Origin of the sequence: Namhaeicola litoreus (assembly GCF_042679565.1) — a bacterium.
In the GTDB taxonomy this organism is placed as follows: Bacteria; Bacteroidota; Bacteroidia; order Flavobacteriales; family Flavobacteriaceae; genus Namhaeicola; species Namhaeicola litoreus.
The window spans coordinates 1,166,806-1,192,190 of record NZ_JBHTMY010000002.1 but is presented as its reverse complement, the minus strand read 5'-3'; the positions used below and the strand labels follow the sequence as shown (position 1 = coordinate 1,192,190).

Here is a 25,385-nt window from a genome sequence, read left to right as displayed (position 1 = left end):
TTATCTAATTTCGATGAATCAATACTTTGAATCTGATCTACTTTTTAGTTTAAGGCACTTCAACTTCGTTGATGATCTTATTTATAAGGTCTACTGAAGTGATATTTTCGGCTTCCGCCTCATACGTTACGCCTATTCTGTGTCTGAGTACATCGTGAACCACAGCACGCACATCTTCAGGAATTACATAACCTCGTCTTTTAATAAATGCATAGCATTTAGAAGCCATCGCTAAATTGATACTTCCCCTGGGCGAGGCTCCATAACTGATCAGAGGCGCCAATTCCCCCAAGCGATATTCATCCGGGAAACGCGTTGCAAAAATCAAATCAAGTATATATTTTTCGATTTTTTCATCCATATACACTTCTTTCACAGAACTTCGTGCACTTAATATTTGATCTAGTGAAATAACCGGATTAATCTTTTCAAATGAACCCATTAAATTTTTACGCATAATGATTTGCTCATCAGCTAATTTTGGATAATCGATCACTGTTTTCAACATAAAACGGTCTACCTGTGCTTCAGGTAAAGGATAGGTTCCTTCTTGCTCAATTGGGTTTTGCGTAGCCATGACCAAAAATGGTTCGGGCAACTTAAAGGTTTCATCTCCAATTGTTACTTGGTGCTCTTGCATAGCTTCTAACAACGCTGATTGCACTTTAGCCGGCGCTCGGTTGATCTCATCCGCTAAGACGAAATTGGCAAAAATGGGTCCTTTTTTGATCGAAAAATCATTCACCTTCATGTTGTAAATCATCGTTCCAATCACATCCGCTGGCAATAAATCCGGCGTAAACTGAATTCTACTAAACGAGCCTTTAACCGCTTTAGACAAAGTATTAATCGCCAAAGTTTTCGCTAATCCAGGAACTCCTTCCAATAAAATATGTCCATTTCCCAAAAGACCAATGAGCAATCTCTCTAACATATGTTTTTGCCCAACAATTACCTTATTCATTTCCAAATGAAGAAGATCTACAAAGGCGCTTTCTCTTTCAATTTTCTCATTGATGGCTCTAATATCTACACTCGTATTCTGCATTTCCATGGAATATATTTTATAATTCTTTTTTACGAATTTTTTTTGGACACTAAGGGCAACAAATCTAAGGGTTCGATCATAGTTTTGTTGTTAAATTTTGGTTAAAAATTAGCGCAAAACCAAGTAATCTAAGCAATTCTGCAAAGATTAGTTGGAAACACTATAAAAACAATAAAAGGATGAAAATAAATGGAATTTGATTTGTTTTCAGCAAAACTGAAGTTGAAATAAAAAACATTAATATTGTTCTTGTTCGTTTGGAAAATCTCTTGACTTCACATCTTTGATATAATTTTCGAATGCACCCGTCATTTGGTCGTAAAGATCGAGGTATCTCCTCAAGAATCTGGGACTAAATTCGTGGGTCATACCCAACATGTCATGGGTAACTAATACCTGACCATCGACATCCCCACCGGCTCCAATACCAATTACAGGAATGGAAACACTTTTTGAAACTTCGGCTGCAAGTTTTGCCGGCACTTTTTCTAAAACAATTCCGAAGCAACCTAACTCTTCCAACAACTTGGCGTCTTCTTTTAGTTTCAATGCTTCTTCCTCCTCTTTAGCACGCACGCTATAAGAACCAAACTTATAAATAGATTGTGGTGTTAATCCCAAATGCCCCATTACAGGTATTCCGGCCGAAAGAATTCGAGTAATAGATTCTGCGATTTCCTTTCCTCCTTCTAATTTTATCGCATGACAACCGGATTCTTTCATCAATCTAATGGCAGAATCGAGTGCATTTCTGGAGTTTCCTTGATAAGATCCAAAAGGAAGGTCTACCAAAACCAAACATCTTTCAATGGCCCTTACCACTGATGATGCGTGATAAATCATTTGATCTAATGTAATAGGTAAAGTTGTTTCATGCCCGGCCATCACATTGGAAGCCGAATCTCCAACTAAAATAATATCGATCCCCGCATGATCTACTATTTTGGCCATGGTGTAATCATAGGCGGTAAGCATGGCAATTTTTTCGCCATTGGCCTTCATTTCAAATAACGATCTGGTGGTAATTCTTTTGTATTCTTTTTTTTGTTTTGGCATTTCGGGCTAAAATTTCTGCAAAATTAGGGATTATTTCTTTTCTAAATTTTCTTTGGTAGCAATGATTTTTGGAAAAAGAAATGTGCCAAAATTCTTTACAGGATTATATAAAATCGATGATTCTATTTTTTCTTTTTCAACAAAAGGCAATGTACGGTTTACACCATCAAAAATAATCAAGACTACGCTAGTTATCAAAGCAACTTTTAACAAGCCAAAAATTGCTCCGAGAATTTTATTAACCCCTCCTAAAAAAATTGAATTGGCTAAATTAGTAAATACTTTTCCCGCTAATTCGATTAAAATAACCACAATGAAAAAGGTTCCTGCAAATGAAACGATTTGAATGACCGATGGGTTCCAATCTACATTGCCTTTTAAAATATTAGCTATGAAATGTGAAAAATGGATAGCCACAAAGATACCTACTACCAAAGAAGCCAATGAAGTCACTTCAACAATAAAACCTTTAAAATAGCCTCTGATTAACCCAAAAATTAACAAGGCAGCTAAAATCAAATCGATGACATTCATATTGTTTATTTTAAAAATTAATGACCTCTAATTCCTTTTGAACATAAATCAGAATCTTATTTTGCACTTGAAATCCAATTTTATTCAAACAGTCTGCATATTTTTCTAATTGTACGTGATGCTTTTTATCGATTTTCCCCGTTTTATAATCGATAATTGTAACCTCATTTTCGTCAAAAATTAATCGATCCGGAATCAAAATTTCTTTATCGCCACTCAATAACTCTCTCTCTGTAAAAACTATTTTTCCTAAGGCAAAATAACTTTTTAATTTTTCATTCTCTACTATTTCTAAAATTACTTTACTCAGTTTTTCTTTTTCTGATGAATTAATCAAACCTCTTTCTAAGTAGTTCTGCAAAACTGGCTCTACATGCTCTAAAGAAATAATTTTTGCCATTATTTCGTGAAAAAGATTACCATAAGATTGAGCTTCACTTTGTTGATCTATGAACAAATCAGGAGATGGAGCAATGGTTATATCATGAGATTGCCATGGAGTACTGATGAATGAAGAAATCACAGTTGCTTCCGTCGATGACTTTTCAACATCGATTGAAAGCGATTTATTTCCAAAATGAAAAGTGTTTTTTTCGTCTTCCCATAAATGATTTCTCTTCAGAAAAAGTTTTAGATAATCAGATGATTTCACTAAAGTTTCCTTTTTGGGTTTATCACATAGGATATACAATTGCTCAATAGCACGGGTATAAGCCACGTAAGCCAAGTTAAAATTGTCTAATTGTTCTTGCTCTCTAAACAAAGCTTCTATTGCTTTTCCTTTATTTCCTATTTGCTGTAAATCAGATCCATAACTTACATAAAAATGATCAAAATCTTCTGAATAACTTGTGCTTTCTAATTCGAGCCAAGTCGATTTTTTATCATTTCTATCTCTCATTTGTAAATCGTAGGGCACAATCACAATTCTAAATTCTAAGCCTTTAGACTTATGAATGGTCATCACATTTACCGCATTCTTATTTTCGGGTGCAACTACAGACAGCTCGTCTTTTTTTAATTCCCAATATTCCAAAAAATTTGTGATAGAATGATCGTGTTTATTAGTGAATTGTAACACCTGATCAAGAAAAAACTGCAAATAGGCATCCGAAGTTTTAGCGAGCATAAAACTTCTAATTATTTGTTCAATTTTATCATAAAAAGAGAGGTTTAAACCGATAAAATCGCTATTAATCAATCCGTAAGTTTTCAATTTGAGATAAAACTCTTCTCCATCTAAAGAAATTAATTCTTTAAAAAAAGTATGCTTATCCGTTTTTATTTGCCAATGGTCAAACAAGAAGTAAAGTGCGTTAAACTTAGCGTGCTCATCCTTTGTATTGTTCAGGTATTTCAAAAATTCGATAATAAAATCAATTTTTCTATTGTTCTTTAGGAGCAAACTTTCTGCACTCGATACTGCAATACCAACCTCATTTAAATAATTAGAAATGGTGATTGCCTGTTTGTTTTTAGAAACCAGAATACAAATCTCGTTAAGATCAATTTCTCCTTGCAAGTCGTGGATGATTTTTTCTATTTCTACCGGAATAATTTCATCTCTTGTTTGAGCATTCTCAATTTCATCCAAAAAATCAATCTGCACATAACCTCCTTTAAAGTGATTGACTAATTGTTTATTGCCGATTTCATATAAATCTTGGTGGAGATTGTTACTAAATTGTGCCGAAAGAAAAGTGAAAAATGAATTATTAAATTGAATGACCTCATCAAAACTCCTATAATTTCGTTCTAATTGGTGTAAAGACTTTTGTACTCCGAAAGGGTTTGAATTGAAGTTCTGAATTTCATCATCTTTACCGGCGAGATCAATAAACTGTTCGGGCTGACCACCCCTCCAACGATAAATCGATTGTTTGGCATCTCCTACCAAAAGTAATCCGGAATTTCCTGCTGCCAACGCATTTTCTACAAGAGGAATTAAATTAGACCATTGCATACCCGAAGTATCTTGCATTTCATCAATAAAAAAGTACTTAAACTTTTCACCTATTTTTTCATAGATAAAAGCCGCAGGCTGCTCTTTTAAATGCTTGCTTATCAATCTATTGAATTCAGATAAAAATTGAATGTTATTTTCCTTCTTAACGGATTGCAAAGCCTTGTTGATCTCGCTCAACACAGCCAAAGGTGTAATACTTTTGAGTAAGAGATGGTTTAAATTTTGTTGCTGATATAAAACACTGGCTCGGTTAAAAAAATTTTCTAAAGTAGGTAGTACGGCATCAATTGTTCCTGGCATTTTTTGATAAGCACCCTTATTTACAGCTGTCTGATTAAATATTCTGTTTGTCACTGTTGTAAACTTACTTGCACTAATCCCTTGACAATCTGTTTTGATTTGTTCAAAAAATTTAGGAAGTATATTCATGTAAAAAACACCTTGATCAAGACCGTTCTCATCAATGATTTTTAAGGCCTGTTCTCCTATTACTCTAAATTCCTCTTCAATTATTTTCTGGTTTTGCAGAATTTTCTTCTTGAACGCAACAAAATCCTGAATAGATTTGGTTTCAAAATGGGCCAAAAAAGGCTCGTGATTTTCATTGTGACTTATTCTGCCTATATCATTTAAGTTTGCCGCTATATTCCATGATTTATCATCCTCAACCTGATTTAAAGTATATTCTAAAATCAACTTCGTAATTTCTTCATTTTCTCCCACCTTTGAAATAACATCATTTACTGCTTCGTTTAACCATATTTTCTGATCCAATTCTAGTTCAAAATTTGTAGTTAGACCTAATTCCAGTGCAAAAGAGCGAATCAAACGATAAGTAAAAGTATCTATGGTTACAATGTTGAATGCAGAATAATTTTCAACAATTTCTCTTAAAATATTTTTTGCTCTATTATTTAATACACTAGGGGCAACTTCCAATTCTATTTCCAAATCTTTGGCTATAGCAGACTCTTTACCAGAGGCCATATTTCTTAATGTAGTCAATACACGCTCTTTCATTTCTGCCGCTGCCTTGTTCGTAAATGTAAGGCACAAAATAGACTGAAAAGCTCTTGGATTTTGATGAGATAACAAGATTCTCAAATACTCCTTTACCAAAGTATAGGTTTTTCCACTTCCGGCTGAGGCATTATAGACTTTAAAAAAGGAAGGGCTGTACACGGGCAGAATTTTGATTGGCAGATAAAATTAGGTAAATTTATTTTTTTGAGATGATAAATTCAATTCAATTTAATGATTAACTTTCATTTTTAAATTTCTATTACAATGGACCAGGCCGCACAAACCATGTTAGACAATCTTCAAAAAAACACAGGTAAAAGCCTTGAAGAATGGGTGAAAATGGTACGAGTTAAAAAATTCACCAAACATAGAGAGATCATGGATTTTCTTAAAAAAGAGCATGGTTTTACTCACGGTTTTGCAAATCTTGTGGCTCATAAAGCAAGAAACAGTGATGCAGATTCACAAGCTGCAGATGATCTCATTGCCAATCAATACAAAGGCAAAGAGCATTTTTTGTCCTTGTACAGAGAATTAGTTCAATCAATCAGTGCATTTGGAGAAGACATAACCATAGCTCCAAAAAATAGTTATGTGAGTCTCAGACGCAAAAAACAATTTGTTATGCTTATCCCTGCCACAAAAACACGCTTTGAAATAGGACTAAATTTAAAGAATGTTGAATCTGATGAATTGTTAAAAGAAATTACCAAAAAAAACGCCATGTGTTCTCATCAAATAGAATTAAAACCAGAGGATAAGCTAAGTGGGGCTATGGTAAATTGGCTTAAGAAAGCATATGACCAAGCAGGTTAGCAAATAATTTATGGGCAAAAGAAATAGAAAAAGAAAAAATCCTGGCCAAAGGCATTTTGTAGGTCGGAAATTGGATGTTATCCCAGAGCTTCAACTTTTTAAATACAGGAAAGAAGATTATTTAGAAATCACAAGTCTAAAGCATCCGGATGAACTCAAAAATTTTCTTGAGCCTGAATATCGCTACTGGTTAAATCTAAGTGGAATTCAAGAAATTGATTTGGTTAAAGCGGTTTGCGATAAATTGAATATGCACAATTTAATTATCGACAGCATTCTGGATTTTGCCCAGGTCTCAAAATTTCAGGAATTTGAAAATAACTATTATTTTTCGATTTCATCTCTTATGGCTACCTCCACTTTAGAACTTGAATACGAGCAAATCAGCTTTGTTCTAGGAGAAGATTATTTAGTCACATTTCAAGAAAAAGTGGGTGATCACTTTAACCATATCCGTGATAGAATTAGGGAAGGTTTAGGAATAATTCGAGATAGAAGTTGCGATTATCTACTTTGTTTATTACTTGAAGCCATTTTAGATGATTATCAAAAAACCATAGAAAAATTAGAAGTGAGTGAATCTGAAATAAATTCATTCGACCTGGAACTAGACCCATCTCCACAAGTCTTGAGAGAAATAGAAACCCATAAAGTTAGAGTAGATCAAATCAAGCGAGCTTTGATCTCATTGCGAGAAATCTTTTTAAAAATCGAACGCGAAAAACCCAAACTAATCCAAACTAAACATTTAAAATATTATGTAGAATTAAAAGATTTCACTATTTCATTGATTGATAATTGCGACCGACTAACATCTAGATTAGAAAGCGCATCAAACTTATTTTTCTCTATCCAGAGTCATCGTATGAACCAGGTCATGAAAATTCTGACTGTGATTTCTTCTATTTTTATTCCTTTGTCATTTCTGGTAGGTGTTTACGGTATGAATTTTAATTATATGCCTGAACTTCAATGGCGTTGGGGTTACTTTGTATTGATTGGAGTAATGCTTACCTTAATCATTTCGATGATTATTTATTTCCGAAAAAAGAAATGGATTTAAATTTAACTTCAATTTTGAATATTTTATCATTAAAAAATCTAACAAGACAGAAATTATCTAATTTTACTACTTGAAATCCACAACCGTGAACGCAATTAAAAATTTTTTAGAATTTGAATTACTACATCTCGGCGAGTATAGCATTCGCGTATACTCTTTGGTCTCAATTCTTTTTATTTTCCTCATTACCAAGTTTATTTTATGGATCATTCAGAAAGCGCTATACAGAAAAGAAAAATTAAACACTTACGAAAAGGGTAATCTTTATGCCCTTTTTCAGATCATTAAATATGTGATTTGGGTGATTTCTATCGCTTTTATGTTAGAAACAATCGGTTTAAAAATTACCGTTCTTCTAGCAGGTTCTGCCGCACTTCTAGTAGGTGTTGGTTTAGGATTACAACAAACTTTTAACGATATGATTTCTGGAATTATATTGTTATCTGAAAGATCGATTAAAGTAGGTGATATTCTTACCATAGACGATGATATTGTAAAAATTGAAGAAATAGGTTTTCGCACCTCTAAAGGGCAAAACAGGGATGAAATTTCAATCATAATACCCAATTCTTTGATTACGACAAGCAAAGTGATTAATTGGAGTCATCAAACGCGAAGAACCCGATTTAAAATAAATGTTGGAGTGGCCTATGGCAGTAATGTTGACCTAGTGATGAAAATTCTCAATGAAAGTGCCGTTGCCCATCCTGAAGTGAAAAAAAATGAGTTGATCGATGTACGATTTCTTGATTTTGGACCTTCTTCCTTGGATTTTCAGTTACTTTTTTACAGTGAAAACATCTTTAGAATAGAAAAAGTCAAAAGTGACATCAGAAAAATCATCAATCAAAAATTTTTAGAAAATAAGATCGAAATTCCATTTACTCAAATGGATTTACATCTTAAAACCAACCACACTGATCTATTTAAAAAAATAAATTAGAACACATAATTGTTAACGTAAATTCAGATAAAGTGAACATTCGCGATTCTGTTAAATCATCTAGCAATAAAGTTTCAGCAGAAGCTTTGTCATTAAGTGACTTTGTAAAAGACCCAACCAAATCTTTGGTAGACCGATTGGAATCTTTTGAAGATATTATCAATTTAGAAGTGGGAGATACCGGCCTGAATAGATCCAGAGCTATTGAAAGAGAGTTTAATTTTAGGCAATTTTATATCAAATACGAAGGAGATAATCCTACCGGCACACAAAAAGACCGAATTGCCTTTGCCCAGATTTATGATGCGCTCCGTAGGGGTTTTGATACGGTTACCTTGGCCACTTGTGGGAATTACGGAGTAGCCATGGCTTTAGCGGCCAAATTAGCTGGCGTAAAATGTATCATTTTTATTCCGCAAAGTTATCATACCGAACGGATCGAAGAAATGACCAATTTAGAAGCCCAAATAGAAAGATGTGAAGGAAGTTATGAGGATGCTGTTGTGGAAAGTAGCCGGATAGCCCATGAGAAAGATTGGTATGATGCCAATCCGGGAGGAAGTAATACACCCCTTCAAATTCAGAGCTACTCACAAATTGCCTATGAACTTTATGAAGATCTTGGCGATGCACCGAAATATTGTGCTGTACCTGTTTCTAACGGCACCTTACTGGCAGGAATTTACAGAGGCTTTGTGAGTTTGTACAAAAGGGGAAGAACTAGCATTATACCAAAAATGATTGCAGCCTCATCAACTCAAAAAAATCCAATCATTCAATCTTTTAATCAGGGTTTCGCTAGCTGCATTGACTTAGATCCAAAAGTCATCAAAGAAACCAAATACAACGAACCCTTAATTAATTGGCATAGTTTTGACGGTGATGAAGCTCTTTTTGCGATTCGCGAATCTGAAGGAAGAGCTTTTAACATTTCTGATAAAAACATGAAAGAAATGAGTTCCTTTCTATTAAAAAAAGAGGGATATAAAATATTGCCTGCTTCTACTGCCGGATTGATCGGGATGCTAAAATTACAAGAAAAAGAAGAATTAGATCCTGGAAAAATTGTAGCCATTTTAACCGCAAAAAATTAATTTATCTTTAAAAATCATGAAAAAAGATAGTATAGACGGACGAGCCGTCGTGTTTTGTCAAAATGCTTTTAACACCCCCGAAGGAAAAACTGCACATGGTTTAGTTCGATTTACAGAGCGATATGATGTCGTTGCGGTAATCGATGCAAAATACGCCGGAAAAGATGCAGGGGAAGTACTGGATGGAAAAAAGAAAAATATTCCAATTTATCCAGATTTCACATCGGCATATAACGAGCTAATCGAAAAGGGGAAAGAGCCAAAGAATTTTGTGGTAGGTCTTGCCCCGGATGGAGGCAGATTACCCAAATCCTATAAATCAGAAATAAAACTTGCCTTGCAAAAAGGATTAAATGTAGACTCAGGATTACATGATTTTCTCACTAAAGATGATGAAATTATGAAAGTTGCCAGCGAAAACAATTGCCGAGTAAGAGATATCCGTAAAACTCCAGATAGAGATGAACTTCATTTCTTTACGGGAGATATTGAGAAAGTAAAATGCTTAAAATTAGCCGTTTTGGGAACAGATTCTGCCATCGGCAAAAGAACAACTTCGTGGTTATTGGTACATGCATTTAGAGAACTAGGCTTAAAAGCCGAAATGATCGGCACCGGGCAAACTGCTTGGCTACAGGGTGCAAAATATTCTATGGTCATGGACAGTTGTATAAATGATTTTGTCTCTGGGGAAATAGAACATGCCGTGGTTTCTGCCTGGAAGGAAGCAAAACCGGATGTAATAGTTATTGAAGGTCAGGGAAGTTTGATGAATCCTGCGTATCCGGGCGGATTCGAAATTCTTGCTGCCGGAAGACCTGATTATATCATTTTACAGCATGCACCAAAACGACTTGAATACGACGGTTTTCCGGGTTATAAACTACACGATATTCAAGAACAAATTCATGCACTTCAAGTTATTTCAGGTAAACCGGTTATTGCCATAACTCTAAATCATGAGGGAATGGAAAAATCTGAAATTGAAGAGGCTTGCCAAAAAATTACTGAAGAAACTGGTTTGCCTTGTTTTGATGTTCTTGAATACGGAGCAAAAGAATTGGTCACTGTTCTTAAGTCAAAAATTAATAAGAAATAAATCATCGCCATGAAAATAACTAAAGTTAGTTTCGAACGTCATTTCTTACAGCTTAAAAACCCTTATACCATTGCCTATGAAACCATAAAGAATGCAAGTAATTTTTTTCTTCAGATTGAAACTGACGGAAGAATTGTAGGTCTGGGGTGTGCAGCACCTGATAAAGAAGTTACAGGTGAATCTGACGACGAAACAACTTCGGTAATTAAGTCTCTCGTTATTCCTTTTTTAACGGGTAAAAATCCATTGAATTATGTTCAAATTCTTACAGAACTAAAAATTCTACTCCCTAAAAGCCCTTCGGTTTTGGCTATGGTAGACATGGCTCTGTTCGATATTTTTGCCAAAAAAGCAGAGGTGCCCTTGTATCAATTTTTAGGTGGTTTTAGACATGAAATTGCAACGAGTATTACTGTAGGTATTTTACCCTTAAAGGAAACACTTTATGAAGTAGAAGAATTTGTAGATCAAGGATTTAATATCATAAAAATAAAAGGCGGACTAAATGTAGAAGAAGATATTGAAAGAGTGAATCAAGTTCATCAAAAATATCCTAAGCTGGCTTTGCGCTTTGATGGTAACCAAGGTTATAACAAAAAAGAAACAATCAAATTTGTTGAGGAAACAAAAAAAGTCGGCATCGAAATTTTAGAGCAGCCCACAAAAATACACAAACGAAAAAAACTTGCGAAAATCACCAAGCAAGTAGATATTCCGGTAATGGCTGACGAAAGTATAAAATCATTGGCAGATGCATTCCACTTAGCCAAAAATAGCATCATTAACATGATCAACATCAAATTGATGAAAGTGGGTGGTATTCAAGAAGCCAAGCACATTAATTCTGTTGCAAAATCTGGAAAAATTGAGGTCATGGTTGGTTGTTTGGACGAAAGTGCCTTAGGGATCTCGGCCGGTTTACATTTTGCCTTGAGCAGACCTAATATTGAATATGCAGACTTAGATGGACATCTAGATTTCATCAATGACCCGGTAAAAAATATTTTTATTCTCGAAAAAGGTGTTTTAAGACCTAATCAAGAATTTGGTCTGGGTCTAAAATCGTTTTAACATCATTTTTTTCTTATATTGAGGGTATAATTATTTTAGTTCTTTTTTATAAGTCATTTAACTTATCGATTAAGTATATTTTTAGCTGTACATCCATTAAAAAAGTCATGTTTAAAAGAAATCCTTTAGCAATTATTCTTTTCATTGTCATTTGTATGAGCACGCAAATTTATGGTCAAAAAACAATGCTGCTTAATGAAGATTTGAAAAATAACAGTCAGGAATTTCCCATTAAACGAAAAGGCCTAAGTAATATTATAAAAATTAAATTCGGTCCTTATAGCACAGATAATGTCAAACTAGGTATTTCAACGACTCAATCTGGTAATTTGTTTAAAAGTGATGTAAAAACCTCTTCAAAAAATAATTACAGCTATTCACTTATTGATGAAGGTGGAAATACGATCAATGCTGAAGTTACTGAAAAAGGCGAATTAGAGCTAGATGATAAAAAATCCTTTTTTTATAGATTGGTGACTAATGTGGATATCCAAGTTAATGATAATTTTAATATCCATATTGGTGAAATCCCTACCTACGAAATTGTTAAAAATTTGAACCAGACCGTCGCCAATTTTGAAAATACAAATGACAACGAGGGATGGCAATGTATAATAGTTACCCCTATGGACGCCGGCATGGAAGATTATTATTTCGGCGGACTTATAACCTACGACAATAAGGAGATCTCCATCCTGGAAGTGTCTAAAAATGAAAAGAATGAAACCTACAGTATCTTAGGCATTTCCTTTCCAATTTTATACGGATATGAATTCTTTCAAAATGGTAAAATAATAGCTGCCTTACAAAATTATCCACTTAACAAACAGAAAGTTTGGCTGCATCATGATTTAGACGAAAAGTCAAAATTAGTCATCGCATCTATAATCCCGGTTCTGATAAATACCAACATAAATAACATGTCAACTCTGGACTAAGAGATAATCTTCAACTTTTAAGCATGATACGCTCATGTATTATATTGTTTTAAAATTAATGCGGTGTAAAGATCAAATTTTTCCTTAAATTTAGATTTCAATCAATTAAACCAATTTACTTATGTCAACTACAAAAGGATATGCCGCTCAAGAGGCAGGAGGAAAACTCTCCCTTATTCAATACGATTTACCAGATTTAAAAAATGAAGATGTAGAGATAGAGGTACACTATTGTGGCATTTGCCACTCAGATCTCAGCATGCTCAACAACGAGTGGGGTATGACACAATTTCCCTTTGTTCCAGGGCATGAAATTGTAGGAAAAGTAGTTGCTTTAGGCAATAACACAAAAAACCTGAAAGTAGGAGACTTGGTGGGCTTGGGATGGTTAGCCGAATCGTGCATGCACTGCGATCAGTGTATGACAGGGGATAATCATTTATGCTCAACAGGTCAAGGTACTATAGTAGGTAGACATGGCGGATTTGCAGAAAAAGTAAGATGTCATTGGTCTTGGGCAATTCCTTTACCAAAAGGAATAGACCTGAGTAAAACCGGACCCCTATTATGCGGTGGAATCACCGTTTTTAATCCTATTTTAATTGCCAATGTTAAACCAACAGACAGAGTTGGCGTTATCGGCATTGGAGGATTAGGACATATGGCTCTCAAATTTTTAAATAAATGGGGTTGTGAAGTAATTGCCTTTAGTTCTAATCCGGATAAAAAGAAGGAAATTTTGAAAATGGGCGCCCATGATGTGATCAATTCTCGAGATACTGAGGAGATGAAAAAAATTACAGGTACCTTAGATTTTATCTTAAATACAACAAATGTAACCTTAGACTGGTCTGAATACTTAAATGTTCTTAGGCCAAAAGGGAGATTCCATAATGTAGGTGCTGTATTAGAACCTTTGCAGATTCCGGCCTTTAGCTTACTTATGGGGCAAAAATCAGTTGGTGGAAGTCCTATTGGTAGTCCGGCATTGACAAAAACCATGTTAGAGTTCTGTATGAGACATGAAATTTATCCTATAACTGAGGAGTTTCCTATTGCTAAAGTAAATGAAGCGATGGAACATTTGCAATCAGGTAAAGCAAGATATAGAATCGTTTTAAAAGTCAAGGATTAAAATAAACGCCAAATTTGTGCGACCAAAAAAGTAACGATCAGTCCTAAAAATACAGGTAATAAAGTAGCCAAGAGTGTCCATTTCCAACTCTTGGTTTCTTTGTATATCGTATAGATGGTTGTGCTGCAAGGGTTGTGCAATAAACTGAATAACATTAAGTTAACCGCCGTTAAGAGTGTCCATCCACCAGCTCTGAGCAAATTCCCGGTTTCATTTGCTGAATCTAATTCAAACATAATTCCAGCACCCTCTCCGGCATTCACCCCAGTAACTAAAACGGTGAGCATCAAGATAGTGGGAATCACTATTTCATTGGCTGGAATGGCCACAATATAAGCCAATAAAATTACTCCGTTTAAACCAATCAACCATCCGAAACCATCTAAAGAATCTATGATCCAAGCCGCTAAACTTTGATCTCCAACAGGTATGTTTGAGATCAGCCAAATCACTGCCCCTGCAGGAGCTGCAAAAACAATCGCTCGCCATAGAACAATAATGGTTCTATCGATCAAAGAAGTATAAATAGTTTTCCAAAAACGGGGTGGTCTATAAGGCGGAAGCTCTAAATTGAAGGTAGATACCTCACCCTTTAAAACTGTTCTCGACAATAACCATGAGCTAAAAAACATAAAAAAAATTCCTAAAACAGCTATTCCGATGACTGCGCCCACAGAGGCAATTCCGGACAAATAAGATGGTACGATAGCACCAATAAAAATTGTCGCAATTAAAATCTGTGTTGGCCATCTGCCGTTACACAAAGAAAAGTTATTAGTGATAATAGCGATTAGCCTTTCTCTCGGACTATCGATAATTCTTGTAGCCACAACTCCCGCGGCATTACAACCAAAGCCCATACTCATGGTCAAAGCTTGTTTACCATGTGCACCGGATTTTTTGAAGAAATAATCAAGATTAAAGGCCACTCTTGGTAAATAACCAAAATCTTCAAGTAAAGTAAATAGTGGAAAGAAGATCGCCATTGGGGGTAACATGACCGAAACAACCCATGCTACAGCCAAATAAACTCCATCAATTAAAAAACCACTTAACCACCATGGCATGCCTATATTTTGTGCGCCACTTTTTAGAAGAGGATGAATTTTATCTAAGAATAAATCGGCAAGCATAGCCGAAGGATAATTTGCGCCCACAATGGTAAGCCATAAAACTACTGCCAGAATTAGGAACATAAGTGGAAATCCCCACTTTTTACTTGTGATGATCTTGTCTATCTTAGCATCAAAAGTCAGGTTCTTTTTTTCATTGGGATAATGCACAGATATACTCGCAATTTTTGATGCATCGGCATATATACCTTCTGCCAAATCATCATGAAAATCTTCACCGATCTTCCAACGCAATTCTTTTGCTAGATTTATGATTTGATTTGTATTTTTTTCTGACATAAAACTCTCTTTAAACGAATTCACCTGTTTGTAAAGCATTGATAATGTGCTGATCTCCTTCGAGTAACCTAAACGCCAACCATCTCGAATTCGGTAAATTAGGATACTGCTTTATGATTTCTTGAGATAATTGATCTACCGCAGATTTAATTTTAGGTGGTACATTTTCTATTCTGTGAGGATGACAGACAATGGTTCCCATAGCCACTTCATAAATAGTCTGAATAAGATCGTTGATCCCCAAATTAAATCTGGCACTGGTCGGAACGACAGGAATTCCAAGACTTCTGGAAAGTGATCTTTGATCTATTTCAATATTATTTCTTTCTGCTTCATCAATTAAATTCAAACAGAGTACTGCCCTATCCGTAATTTCTAATATCTGCAAAACTAAATTCAGATTTCGTTCTAACCTACTAGCATCAACAACAATTATAGTAACACTTGGTTTGCCGAAAAGGATAAAATTTCTTGCCACTTCCTCATCTTCTGAGGTTGACAACAGAGAATAGGTTCCCGGCAGATCGACCAATTTAAACTTCTTTTCCTCATACATAAAACCTCCCTCTGCCCGCACTACCGTTTTTCCTGGCCAATTTCCTGTATGTTGCCTCAATCCTGTCAAAGCATTAAAGACCGTACTTTTTCCTGTATTTGGATTTCCCGCTAAGGCTATAACAAAATCGCTTTCTTCTGTATTCACTCCCATTCTTTTTAACCCTTTAGGATTAAAATGTCCGCAAGTTTCACAAGCTGATGATACTTTTTTTTCCATGTCAGATTTTTTTAATGAGAATTTTTGAAGCTTGGTCATCTCTAAGGGCGATAGAGGTTCCTTTGATTAAATATGCTCTTGGGTTTTGAAGCGGGCCCGGAAGATCTACTTCTATGGTGGCGCCTTTTACAAAACCTAAATCCAACAGTCTACGCCTACTTTCTCCTCTACTCTCTTTAGAAATTCCTAGAATTTCTGCCTTTTCATTTTCTTTTAAATTATTTAATCTATGAGCATCTTGTTCTATTTCAAACTCAGATTCAACCGGAGCAACGGTTATGTTCGCTGCCACAACCGGGGCCAATATATATTCTTCTCCTTCCGCATAAAAAACAACTCTTTTCTTGTTGGTTTCTAAAACCCTAATTTGAGAACCGTGGTGAATATTCTCTGCCAGAATTTGTTTGTAAATTACTTCAGGTTCATCTTCTATATGTGTAATTCTTCCTATAAAATTTACAGGTAACTTGGATAAATTTATTCCTTGAACAGGTGTAATCTTTCCAGTTTCTGAAGGTATGGGATCTCCATGAGGATCATACAAGGGATAGCCCAGCTCAAGTGATAATCTATCTGTTTCTTTTGCATTTAATAGATGCTCCATCGTTTCTGCTCTGTCATGCCATTCTTTCTTGTCATAACCGGTTTTTTCAGCCAAATACTTTTCGTATAATCGGTGTACCCTGACTATTTTTAAGGAATAACTTCTTCCCTCATCGCTAAGTTTTAAAATTTCACCATCCTGTTCTAACAAACCGCTGTTTGTCATGTCTTCTATCGCCTCAACAATGGTTTTATCTTTTATTTTCAGTACTCCCGATAAACTTGCTATACTGACTCTTTTTCCTGAATTTTCAAAATGATATAGTTGTTTTAAAATATCCTCTTTTATTGTTTTTTCCTGTAGTTCTGTGTTTTTATTAATTATCCAATACCAACCCGTTCCAGGCTTAAACAGCAAAAAAAGTAATACAAAACCTAGAAAAAAAATAAGGAGTGCTAATAATGGGTCGTAGGTCATGATAGCGTTTTTTTTAGGTAAATATTCTCTGCGACAGCCTCAGAAATGAAGATTTCTTTGCTTCTTAATTTAATTCGTACAGAATTATCAAAAGGCTCTTTGTCTATAATTTCTACCTCATCTCCTAAAGCCAATTTAATTCTGTCTAAATATTGTAAAAAAGTTTCTGAAGAATCTTTTACCATGTCTAAAACTCCTACATCTCCAATATTCAGTTCTAAAAGATTATTTGATGTTCGTTCAATGATATTTCCGTTTTTATCCGGAATTGGATCACCATGAGGATCAAACTTTGGAAATCCTAAAAATTTTTCCAAATTATCCACCAATGTTTCAGAATCTATATGTTCGAGTTGTTCAGCTATAGAATGAACCTCATCCCAGTTGTACTTTAATTTTTCAACTAAAAAATATTCCCATAGTCTGTGTTTTCGAACTACTTTTAAGGCTACTTTCTTGCCTTTTTCAGTTAAATAAACTCCTTGGTATTTTTCGTATATCACCAATTTTTTAGCTGACAATTTCTTTAGCATATCAGTAACAGACGAGGCTTTGGTCTGAATTTTTGAAGAAATTTGGTTCGTATTTATTCTACTCCCATAATCTCTTTGTAAACTATAAATTGTCTTGAGATAGTTCTCTTCGGCTGCTGAAATCACAATTGTTTTTTATACAAATTTAAATATTTTTTTAGACAGACCTAAAATATATTCAATAGTTTTAACTTGGATGATGAATATAGTTTTTAAGAAGAATGTGTAAGTTTCAGGATTTTTTGTTTGAATTGTTCTAAATCACAATTTTCTATGTCGATTTTAAGGGTCAAATCGATAATGGCATCAACTCTTTTCAATGGAAAAGAAAGGCCTGTTACAATTTTTCTCAACACCTTAATTTCTTGAATAGATTGATTGTGGTCTGCATCTACCATCATGATAAGGTCATATAATCGCTCAATACGCTCTTCTTCTTCTATAGAACCCAAAGTAGGATAATCATCTGGTTGTTTAAGAATATCTTTATACTCCGCCTCTTCAATATTATACTTTTTGGCAATTTTCTTTAATAATTGAAGCTCCTCAGGATCGATCGTGTTATCAGACTTAGCGATTCGTACAATATTCGCAAAATGAGCGATGTTTTTCTTCTTGTAATAATTTGAAAACAATTCAGAAATACCCATGTCAAGCAGTATTGTATTCACTCAAATTTACAAAATATATCAGCATATTCAACTTAATCTTTTCATAATTCGACAGCATTAAGATCATATAATTATATTTGCAAAAAATAAAAATTGAGCAAACAAATCTTACTTCAGCGTTATGCAAAATCTGAAAACATAGAACAGATTGCGACACTGCTCAAAAAAGACCGCGAAAAAGTCTTCTTATCTCAACTCATAGGTTCTTCTTTTTCCTTTTTTACTTCAGCTCTTTTTAAAAAAACTGATAAACCTTTTTTAATTGTTTGCAATGATAAAGAGGAAGCTGCTTATTATTTAAATGACCTTGAACAACTTTTGGGTGATGAAAACATTTTGTTCTATCCGGGTTCCTATAGAAGGCCTTATCAAATAGAAGAGACCGACAATTCAAATATCTTATTGCGCGCAGAGGTTTTAAATCGGATAAATTCACAGAAAAAACCAGCGGTTATTGTTACTTATCCCGATGCCCTTTTCGAGCAGGTCATTACAAAAGCGGAACTTACCAGAAACTCTTTGAATCTTCATGTGGGTGAGAAAATATCCTTAGAATTCGTGAATGAAATGTTGTTTGAATATAAATTCAACCGGGTCGATTTTGTGAGTGAACCCGGTGATTTTGCAGTTCGTGGAGGTATAATTGATGTCTTTTCTTTCTCAAATGACCATCCTTACAGAATTGAATTTTTTGGAGACGAAGTAGATAGTTTGCGCACTTTTGATATCGAAACACAGCTCTCTCTCGACAAGCAAAAGAAAATCAACATTATGCCCAATGTTGAAAACAAAATGCTCGAAGAAAAGCGCGAGAGTTTCATCAAATATATCGCAAAAAAAACTGTTGTTTTTGTTGAGGATCCGAATGTTCTAAAAAAAGATCTAGACATTCTTTACAGCAAAGCCGAAGAAACATTCAACAAAGAGAACAGTTTAATCAAATTGAGTTCTCCGTCTGACCTTTTTTGTAAAGGAAACAAAATTCTCAAGCAACTCGAAGATTTTGCAACAGTAGTATTTGGAACCACAACTTACACATTTAACGAATCACATACTTTTGAATTTCACACAAAAGCCCAACCTGTTTTTAACAAGCAATTTGACCTGCTTATCAATAATTTGAGAGAAAATACGGAGGCAGGTATAACTAACTACTTATTTTGTGACAACGAAAAACAAGCACAACGCTTTCACGATATTTTTGAAGATGTAGATCACGATTTACTCTACGAAACAATCGTATTGCCTCTTTATCAGGGTTTTGTAGATCAGGACTTGAAAATAGCTTGCTATACCGATCATCAGATATTTGAACGTTATCACAAGTTTCGTTTAAAAACCGGCTTTAATAAAAAACAGTCGATCAGCTTAAAAGAACTGACCAACCTGGATATCGGAGACTATGTAACACATATCGATCACGGAATCGGAAAATTTGGAGGATTACAGAAAATAGAGGTTGAGGGAAAAAAACAAGAAGCCATTAAACTTATTTATGGAGATCGGGATGTTTTGTACATCAGCATTCATTCTTTACATAAAATCAGCAAATACAATGGTAAAGATGGATCTGTACCCAGAGTATACAAATTAGGCTCTAATGCCTGGAAAAATCTCAAGGAAAAAACCAAAACGCGAGTAAAACAGATCGCATTCGACCTGATTCAATTATACGCCAAAAGAAAGTTGCAAAAAGGCCATGCCTTTCATCCCGATAGTTATTTACAACACGAACTTGAGGCAAGCTTTATTTATGAGGACACACCAGATCAATTAAGTGCTACCCATGATGTGAAACAAGACATGGAAAACGATCAGCCAATGGATAGATTGGTCTGTGGCGATGTCGGTTTTGGCAAAACAGAAGTGGCAATACGCGCAGCTTTTAAAGCCATTGATAATGGTAAACAAGTAGCTGTTTTAGTCCCAACAACCATTTTGGCTTTTCAACACTATAAAACTTTTAGCGAAAGGCTTAAAGATTTTCCTGTAAAGGTTGACTATTTGAATAGATTTAGGTCTACCAAACAGAGAAACGAAACACTAAAAGGTCTTCAAGATGGTAGTGTTGATTTAGTCATCGGCACTCACCAACTTGTGAATAAAAATGTAAAGTTTAAAGATCTGGGACTTTTAGTTATAGATGAAGAGCAGAAATTTGGAGTTGCCGTAAAAGATAAGCTCAAAACAATAAAAGAGAATGTCGATACGCTCACTTTAACCGCCACACCTATTCCGAGAACTTTACAATTTTCACTTATGGCGGCAAGAGACCTTTCAGTTATCAATACGCCACCACCAAACAGACACCCTATAGAAACACATGTTATTCGCTTTAGCGAAGAAACCATTAGAGATGCTATTCAATATGAAGTTTCAAGAGGAGGTCAAGTTTTCTTTATCCACAATCGAATCGAAAATATCAAAGAAGTTGCAGGAATGTTACAAAGACTTTTGCCCGATGTAAAAATTGGAATTGGTCATGGTCAAATGGACGGTAAAAAACTAGAGCAATTGATGTTGTCTTTTATCAATAATGAATTTGATGTACTCGTTTCTACTACTATCATAGAAAGTGGTTTAGATGTGCCTAACGCAAATACTATTTTTATCAATAACGCCAACAACTTTGGGCTAAGTGATTTACACCAGATGCGCGGAAGGGTGGGCCGTTCTAACAAAAAAGCGTTTTGCTATTTCATTACTCCCCCTTATCATATGATGACAGATGAGGCAAGAAAAAGAATTCAAGCATTAGAATTGCATTCCGAATTGGGCAGTGGTTTCCAAATTGCCATGAAGGATTTGGAAATTAGAGGAGCTGGCGATCTTCTGGGTGGAGAGCAAAGTGGTTTTATTAACGATATCGGCTTTGAGACCTATCAAAAAATCTTAAATGAGGCGATAGACGAGCTAAAACAAAATGAATTCAAAGAACTTTACAAGGACGAAAAGCCAAAAGATTTTGTAAAAGATGTACAAATAGATTCCGATTTTGAAATTCTAATTCCAGATGATTACGTTAATGTCATCACAGAAAGACTCAATTTGTACAAAGAATTAAACGATTTAAAAACCGAAGAAGAATTACAAGTTTTTCAAAAAAACTTGATCGATCGATTTGGAGAAATGCCAGAACAAGTTGTTGACCTTTTAGACAGTGTAAGAATAAAATGGTTGGCCAAGGAATTGGGTATGGAAAAAATTGTGCTCAAAAATAAAAGAATGCTGGGTTATTTTATTTCAGACCAACAAAGTCCATTTTTCCAAACCAAAAAGTTTACAGATATTTTGTCTTTTCTACAACAGAACCCGAAGATTTGCGTGATGAAAGAAAAGGAAACAAAACAAGGCTTACGTCTGATTATCACATTTATACACATAACAAGCATTCGAAAAGCGCTTGAGTTATTGAAAACCATTTAACAACTTGTTAATAAGTTTTCTTTCTTTTAACATGTAGCAAATTACCCAACACTGATTTTTTGCTAACTTTTGATGAAAATTTAGTGTATGAAAAAAGCTACTGCAAAAAGAAAGATTTTTGTACTTGACACTTCTGTTTTATTATTCGATCACAATGCAATTACTAATTTTGAAGAACACGACATCGCACTACCGATCACAGTTTTGGAAGAACTAGACAATTTTAAAATTGGAAATGACACCAAAAATTTTGAGGCGAGGGAAGTCATTCGTTTTTTAGATAAACTTTCACGAGATCACGGGCTTAATAAATGGATCAGTATTGGCGAAAACAAAGGAAAATTAAAGGTTGTTCTCGATAATATTGAACAAAAAATTGATGCCGAAAAGGTTTATTCCAGTAAGAAAAACGACCATAAAATTCTTAATTCGGCTACCGGATTGATCACAACAGAAAAAGGAGCTCAGGTAATTTTAGTCACAAAAGACATCAATTTGAGAATTAAGGCCAAAGCTATCGGACTTACTGCCGAAGATTATGAAACCGGTAAAGTAAAAAATATGCAGACGGTTTCCAAGAGTTCTCCGATAATAGATGGTATTGACGCAGATGTAATCAAAAAAATTTATAAGAAACATGCCATTAAAGAAAACGGACTTTTAGGTGAACAAAAGCAGGCCAATGGCTATTATATTTTAAATAATTGTACCAATTCTGTCTTAGCGAGATACAACAAAGAACAGGATGAAATTCAGAAAGTTGAGAAACAATATGTATATGGCATCAAACCTAAAAATGCAGAGCAGACCTTTGGTTTAGACGCACTTTTAAACGACGACATAAAGCTTGTTGCCCTACAAGGAGTAGCAGGAACTGGGAAAACCCTCCTTGCCTTGGCTTCTGCCTTGGAGCAAAAAAACAAGTATGACCAGATTATTTTGGCAAGACCTATTATACCATTGAGCAATCGCGAAATTGGTTATTTACCTGGAGATGCAAATGATAAAATCTCTCCCTACATGCAACCACTCTGGGATAATTTGGCCTTCATAAAAAATCAATTTAAAACAAATGAGAAAAAGAGTAAAGCGCTTAAAGAGTTAGAAGAATCTGGAGCTTTAACCATAACGGCACTTGCTTTTATTAGGGGTAGGAGTTTAACCAATGCCATTTTTATTATAGATGAGGCACAAAATTTGACTCCTCATGAAGTTAAAACCATTATCACCAGGGCCGGAGAAGGAACCAAAGTTATTTTTACCGGCGATATCAATCAAATTGATACACCGTATATGGATGAGCAAAGTAATGGTTTAACCTATTTGATAGATCGTTTAAAAGGAAACCCTTTATTTGCGCATATCAAACTTGAAAAAGGTGAAAGGTCAGAGTTGGCAAATTTGGCCAATGAGTTACTATAACTAATCAATAACAATTTAATTCCCTTGCCCGTTAGAGAAATCTTTCGGGCTTTTTTTGTTACATTTTAGTTTGTAGTTCGTCTTCCTAAAAAATAATCACATGAAAACTTTTTTATTCTTATTCGCTTTTATTTTATTGACCTCTTGTGCTACCCAAACATCGTTCAACGATTTTTACCAGACTAACCAAAAAGAGGCTGATTTTAGTCTCGGACTAAATAGCTCGTTAATCAGTTCCTTTCTTTCGGATGAAGAATATGAAGAAATTAAACCTTTGTTAAAAAAAGCCAAGCATGTACGAATATTAGTTTTTTCAGAAAACTCTGATAATATGTCTAAGAAGTTCGACAAGTTTATCTCCAAATCTACTTTTGATGAAATGGTCAAAATAAAAGACGATAACGATAAGGTAAATGTTTTTACGCTTGAAGAAAAAAACAAAATAAAAGAGGTTGTTGTAGAAGTAAGATCTGACGATGATTTTGTTTTACTCGGTTTAAAAACCAACCTTTCTGAGGATGATATTGCCAAGCTAATAAAGGATTAATATTGAATTTAGATAAAGGCTTAGTCTTGAATAATGCTAGTCATCCTATCAAAATAGCTTATTTTTGCTCTAAAATTCTACGATGCAAAAGATTTTAATTATAGCCTTACTATCATATTTTACAGGATTCTCTCAATATTCAATTTCCGGGAAATTAGATCCTTCTGAGAATATTTCTTGGGTACTTCTATTCAAAATTGAAAATGGAGAGGAAATTTACCTCAACAATTCTGAAGTGACAGATGGCGAGTTTGATTTCAAAATTGATGCAACAGAAAAACCAGGCATCCTAAGAGCTTATTACGATATAGAACAAAGGCAATTTGTCGAGTTTTTATTTAATAAAGAAAATGTAGCTTTTGAGTTCGACCCAAACTCACCTATGTTGAGTATTGCGTATAAAAATTCGAGAGAAAACGAAATTTACAGAAATTATTACACAGAAATTTACGGCTTACAAAAGCGCTTGGATACAGTTCAGATGGCTTATTTCAGCAATCAAGATCAATCTTTAAATGCCGGTTTAGAGAAAAAATATAAAGAAAATCTAAAGGAATTAAAAAAGGCACAAAGCAAATATGAAAGTCTATCTAACAATACTTTAGCTTATCATTTTATAAAAGCAAGTGCTCAATATAACGCTCCGGAACCAATTAAAATTCCGCAAGAATATCTTTCTGAAGCAAAGCTTCATTTTTTCGATGCGCTCGATTTTAAAGATGAAATCTTAAAAAATTCAACTTTTTTATCTGATCGTATGATCGATTATGTTTTTTATTTAAATCAGGCTGAAAATATGTTAGCTGCCAACGATCTTCAATCGCAAGCCATTCGGGATATTGAAGATAAAATTGCACTCGACCCTGCTTTAAAAGCTCGTTTTTATCAAAATTTGATCACAGAATATTTGGCAAAAGACAATGCGGTCATGGCAGAAAAGATTTTGAAAAAATATGAGCAATTAGCTCCGGAATTTCAAAACAGGGCATTTATCGCGAAGACCAAAGAAGATTTGAAAACGGCTGTTGGCTCTCAGGCACCAGAAATAAGTTGGACTGATCTTGAAGGACAGAAAACTTTGAACGAATTGACAGACTATGATTACTATGTCATTGCTTTTTTTAGTTCAACTTGTTCTCACTGCCAAGAAGAAATGCCCATATTTCACGATTATATTTTAGGAATTAACAATCTAAAAGTAATTGCGATTGGTCTGGAGGATGAAAATTCTTTTGCATCTTATAATACAATGACTGAAAATTTTCCTGAATTCATTAATATTATGGAATCCGAAAAATGGGAAAGTCATCTCGTAAAATCTTATGGTATTTCTTCGGTTCCAAGTTTTTTTGTTTTAGACAACGAAAAAACCATCATCGCAAAACCCGGTGACGTGGAAGAAATCATGCGCCTTTTTGGAACAGATTAAAAAGGGAAAAAAGCATCTGTAAGGTGCTCAATACTGGTTTTTTGCGGAGAAATTACAATACTGATGATGTCGAACCGCACATCTACTTCTAGATCATTTTGAATAACATATTCGTCTATGGCAGAATAAATTAACTTCTGTTGTTTAGGTTTGACAAACTCGTAGGGTTCACCAAAAAAATCTGTCGATCGCGTTTTGACCTCAACTACCGCAAGAATTTTATCTTTTTGAGCAATAATGTCTATTTCTGCCTTTTTAAACCTGTAATTCTGTTCTCTAATAACATATCCGTTTTTCTGTAAATATTGGACAGCCATTAATTCGCCTTCTTTACCGAGTTCGTTATGTGAAGCCAAACCGTTC

20 protein-coding genes and 1 pseudogene are annotated in these 25,385 nt (G+C 34.6%); 12 read left to right on the top strand and 9 right to left on the bottom strand.

Annotated features, from left to right (window positions below; genetic code table 11):
• Positions 1-49: 49 nt before the first annotated feature.
• From ACFQ39_RS07060 to ACFQ39_RS07045, 4 genes are all read right to left on the bottom strand, one after another.
• Positions 50-1,054 (bottom strand): AAA family ATPase, encoded by a 1,005-nt coding sequence (locus tag ACFQ39_RS07060; RefSeq protein WP_377177457.1) that lies wholly within the window; start codon positions 1,052-1,054, stop codon positions 50-52.
• A gap of 231 nt (positions 1,055-1,285) precedes the next feature.
• Entirely contained in the window at positions 1,286-2,104 is an 819-nt protein-coding gene (gene panB / locus ACFQ39_RS07055) for a 3-methyl-2-oxobutanoate hydroxymethyltransferase (RefSeq protein ID WP_377177455.1), read from the bottom strand.
• Between the two features lie 30 nt (positions 2,105-2,134).
• The gene (locus ACFQ39_RS07050; RefSeq protein WP_377177453.1) at positions 2,135-2,638 is read right to left on the bottom strand and encodes a CvpA family protein; all 504 of its coding nucleotides are present in this window, start codon (positions 2,636-2,638) and stop codon (positions 2,135-2,137) included.
• Between the two features lie 10 nt (positions 2,639-2,648).
• Positions 2,649-5,786, bottom strand: a complete 3,138-nt coding sequence (locus tag ACFQ39_RS07045) for a UvrD-helicase domain-containing protein (RefSeq protein ID WP_377177451.1) — start codon at positions 5,784-5,786, stop codon at positions 2,649-2,651.
• Positions 5,787-5,891: 105 nt separating this feature from the next.
• On the opposite strand from ACFQ39_RS07045, the gene ACFQ39_RS07040 reads away from it, so the two are divergent.
• From ACFQ39_RS07040 to ahr, 8 genes are all read left to right on the top strand, one after another.
• Complete coding sequence (locus ACFQ39_RS07040) at positions 5,892-6,443, top strand: DUF4287 domain-containing protein (protein ID WP_377177449.1); 552 nt, start codon at positions 5,892-5,894, stop codon at positions 6,441-6,443.
• 10 nt (positions 6,444-6,453) lie between these two features.
• Complete coding sequence (corA, locus tag ACFQ39_RS07035; protein WP_377177447.1) at positions 6,454-7,506, top strand: magnesium/cobalt transporter CorA; 1,053 nt, start codon at positions 6,454-6,456, stop codon at positions 7,504-7,506.
• 85 nt (positions 7,507-7,591) lie between these two features.
• Positions 7,592-8,449: a mechanosensitive ion channel family protein gene (locus ACFQ39_RS07030; protein WP_377177445.1), complete on the top strand. Its 858-nt coding sequence runs from the start codon at positions 7,592-7,594 to the stop codon at positions 8,447-8,449.
• Between the two features lie 32 nt (positions 8,450-8,481).
• A complete protein-coding gene (locus tag ACFQ39_RS07025) occupies positions 8,482-9,543 on the top strand; it encodes a pyridoxal-phosphate dependent enzyme (RefSeq protein WP_377177443.1) in 1,062 nt (353 codons plus the stop codon).
• Between the two features lie 16 nt (positions 9,544-9,559).
• On the top strand, positions 9,560-10,642 hold the full coding sequence (locus ACFQ39_RS07020; RefSeq protein ID WP_377177441.1) for a DUF1611 domain-containing protein: 1,083 nt from the start codon (positions 9,560-9,562) through the stop codon (positions 10,640-10,642).
• A gap of 9 nt (positions 10,643-10,651) precedes the next feature.
• Positions 10,652-11,713: a mandelate racemase/muconate lactonizing enzyme family protein gene (locus ACFQ39_RS07015; protein WP_377177439.1), complete on the top strand. Its 1,062-nt coding sequence runs from the start codon at positions 10,652-10,654 to the stop codon at positions 11,711-11,713.
• A gap of 155 nt (positions 11,714-11,868) precedes the next feature.
• Positions 11,869-12,651, top strand: a complete 783-nt coding sequence (locus tag ACFQ39_RS07010; RefSeq protein ID WP_377177437.1) for a hypothetical protein — start codon at positions 11,869-11,871, stop codon at positions 12,649-12,651.
• 121 nt (positions 12,652-12,772) lie between these two features.
• The gene (gene ahr, locus ACFQ39_RS07005) at positions 12,773-13,786 is read left to right on the top strand and encodes an NADPH-dependent aldehyde reductase Ahr (protein ID WP_377177435.1); all 1,014 of its coding nucleotides are present in this window, start codon (positions 12,773-12,775) and stop codon (positions 13,784-13,786) included.
• Here ahr and feoB read toward each other — a convergent pair.
• From feoB to ACFQ39_RS06985, 4 genes and pseudogenes are all read right to left on the bottom strand, one after another.
• A pseudogene (feoB, locus tag ACFQ39_RS07000) lies at positions 13,783-15,973 on the bottom strand (ferrous iron transport protein B). The gene ahr and the pseudogene feoB overlap by 4 nt on opposite strands.
• 1 nt (position 15,974) lies before the next feature.
• Positions 15,975-16,994, bottom strand: coding sequence for a metal-dependent transcriptional regulator (locus ACFQ39_RS06995; protein ID WP_377177433.1), 1,020 nt, complete (start codon positions 16,992-16,994; stop codon positions 15,975-15,977).
• Positions 16,991-17,653, bottom strand: a complete 663-nt coding sequence (locus ACFQ39_RS06990; RefSeq protein ID WP_377177431.1) for a metal-dependent transcriptional regulator — start codon at positions 17,651-17,653, stop codon at positions 16,991-16,993. The genes ACFQ39_RS06995 and ACFQ39_RS06990 overlap by 4 nt, the downstream gene beginning before the upstream one ends.
• Before the next feature lie 86 nt (positions 17,654-17,739).
• Positions 17,740-18,198 (bottom strand): tellurite resistance TerB family protein, encoded by a 459-nt coding sequence (locus ACFQ39_RS06985; protein WP_377177429.1) that lies wholly within the window; start codon positions 18,196-18,198, stop codon positions 17,740-17,742.
• 93 nt (positions 18,199-18,291) lie between these two features.
• On the opposite strand from ACFQ39_RS06985, the gene mfd reads away from it, so the two are divergent.
• From mfd to ACFQ39_RS06965, 4 genes are all read left to right on the top strand, one after another.
• Entirely contained in the window at positions 18,292-21,624 is a 3,333-nt protein-coding gene (mfd, locus tag ACFQ39_RS06980) for a transcription-repair coupling factor (RefSeq protein WP_377177427.1), read from the top strand.
• Positions 21,625-21,711: 87 nt separating this feature from the next.
• On the top strand, positions 21,712-23,046 hold the full coding sequence (locus ACFQ39_RS06975) for a PhoH family protein (RefSeq protein WP_377177425.1): 1,335 nt from the start codon (positions 21,712-21,714) through the stop codon (positions 23,044-23,046).
• 100 nt (positions 23,047-23,146) lie between these two features.
• Positions 23,147-23,593: a DUF4252 domain-containing protein gene (locus tag ACFQ39_RS06970; protein WP_377177424.1), complete on the top strand. Its 447-nt coding sequence runs from the start codon at positions 23,147-23,149 to the stop codon at positions 23,591-23,593.
• A gap of 82 nt (positions 23,594-23,675) precedes the next feature.
• Positions 23,676-25,022, top strand: coding sequence for a thioredoxin-like domain-containing protein (locus ACFQ39_RS06965; protein ID WP_377177422.1), 1,347 nt, complete (start codon positions 23,676-23,678; stop codon positions 25,020-25,022).
• Here ACFQ39_RS06965 and ACFQ39_RS06960 read toward each other — a convergent pair.
• Positions 25,019-25,378: a YraN family protein gene (locus ACFQ39_RS06960; protein WP_377177420.1), complete on the bottom strand. Its 360-nt coding sequence runs from the start codon at positions 25,376-25,378 to the stop codon at positions 25,019-25,021. The genes ACFQ39_RS06965 and ACFQ39_RS06960 overlap by 4 nt on opposite strands.
• Positions 25,379-25,385 lie beyond the last annotated feature (7 nt).

What these genes read in the sequence shown, in the direction of transcription:
- ACFQ39_RS07060 (WP_377177457.1), bottom strand. Translation starts at nt 1,054, where the DNA reads ATGGAAATGCAGAATACGAGTGTAGATATTAGAGCCATCAATGAGAAA.
- panB (WP_377177455.1), bottom strand. Translation starts at nt 2,104, where the DNA reads ATGCCAAAACAAAAAAAAGAATACAAAAGAATTACCACCAGATCGTTA.
- ACFQ39_RS07050 (WP_377177453.1), bottom strand. Translation starts at nt 2,638, where the DNA reads ATGAATGTCATCGATTTGATTTTAGCTGCCTTGTTAATTTTTGGGTTA.
- ACFQ39_RS07040 (WP_377177449.1), top strand. Translation starts at nt 5,892, where the DNA reads ATGGACCAGGCCGCACAAACCATGTTAGACAATCTTCAAAAAAACACA.
- corA (WP_377177447.1), top strand. Translation starts at nt 6,454, where the DNA reads ATGGGCAAAAGAAATAGAAAAAGAAAAAATCCTGGCCAAAGGCATTTT.
- ACFQ39_RS07020 (WP_377177441.1), top strand. Translation starts at nt 9,560, where the DNA reads ATGAAAAAAGATAGTATAGACGGACGAGCCGTCGTGTTTTGTCAAAAT.
- ACFQ39_RS07015 (WP_377177439.1), top strand. Translation starts at nt 10,652, where the DNA reads ATGAAAATAACTAAAGTTAGTTTCGAACGTCATTTCTTACAGCTTAAA.
- ACFQ39_RS07010 (WP_377177437.1), top strand. Translation starts at nt 11,869, where the DNA reads ATGAGCACGCAAATTTATGGTCAAAAAACAATGCTGCTTAATGAAGAT.
- ahr (WP_377177435.1), top strand. Translation starts at nt 12,773, where the DNA reads ATGTCAACTACAAAAGGATATGCCGCTCAAGAGGCAGGAGGAAAACTC.
- ACFQ39_RS06995 (WP_377177433.1), bottom strand. Translation starts at nt 16,994, where the DNA reads ATGACCTACGACCCATTATTAGCACTCCTTATTTTTTTTCTAGGTTTT.
- ACFQ39_RS06975 (WP_377177425.1), top strand. Translation starts at nt 21,712, where the DNA reads ATGAAAAAAGCTACTGCAAAAAGAAAGATTTTTGTACTTGACACTTCT.
- ACFQ39_RS06970 (WP_377177424.1), top strand. Translation starts at nt 23,147, where the DNA reads ATGAAAACTTTTTTATTCTTATTCGCTTTTATTTTATTGACCTCTTGT.
- ACFQ39_RS06965 (WP_377177422.1), top strand. Translation starts at nt 23,676, where the DNA reads ATGCAAAAGATTTTAATTATAGCCTTACTATCATATTTTACAGGATTC.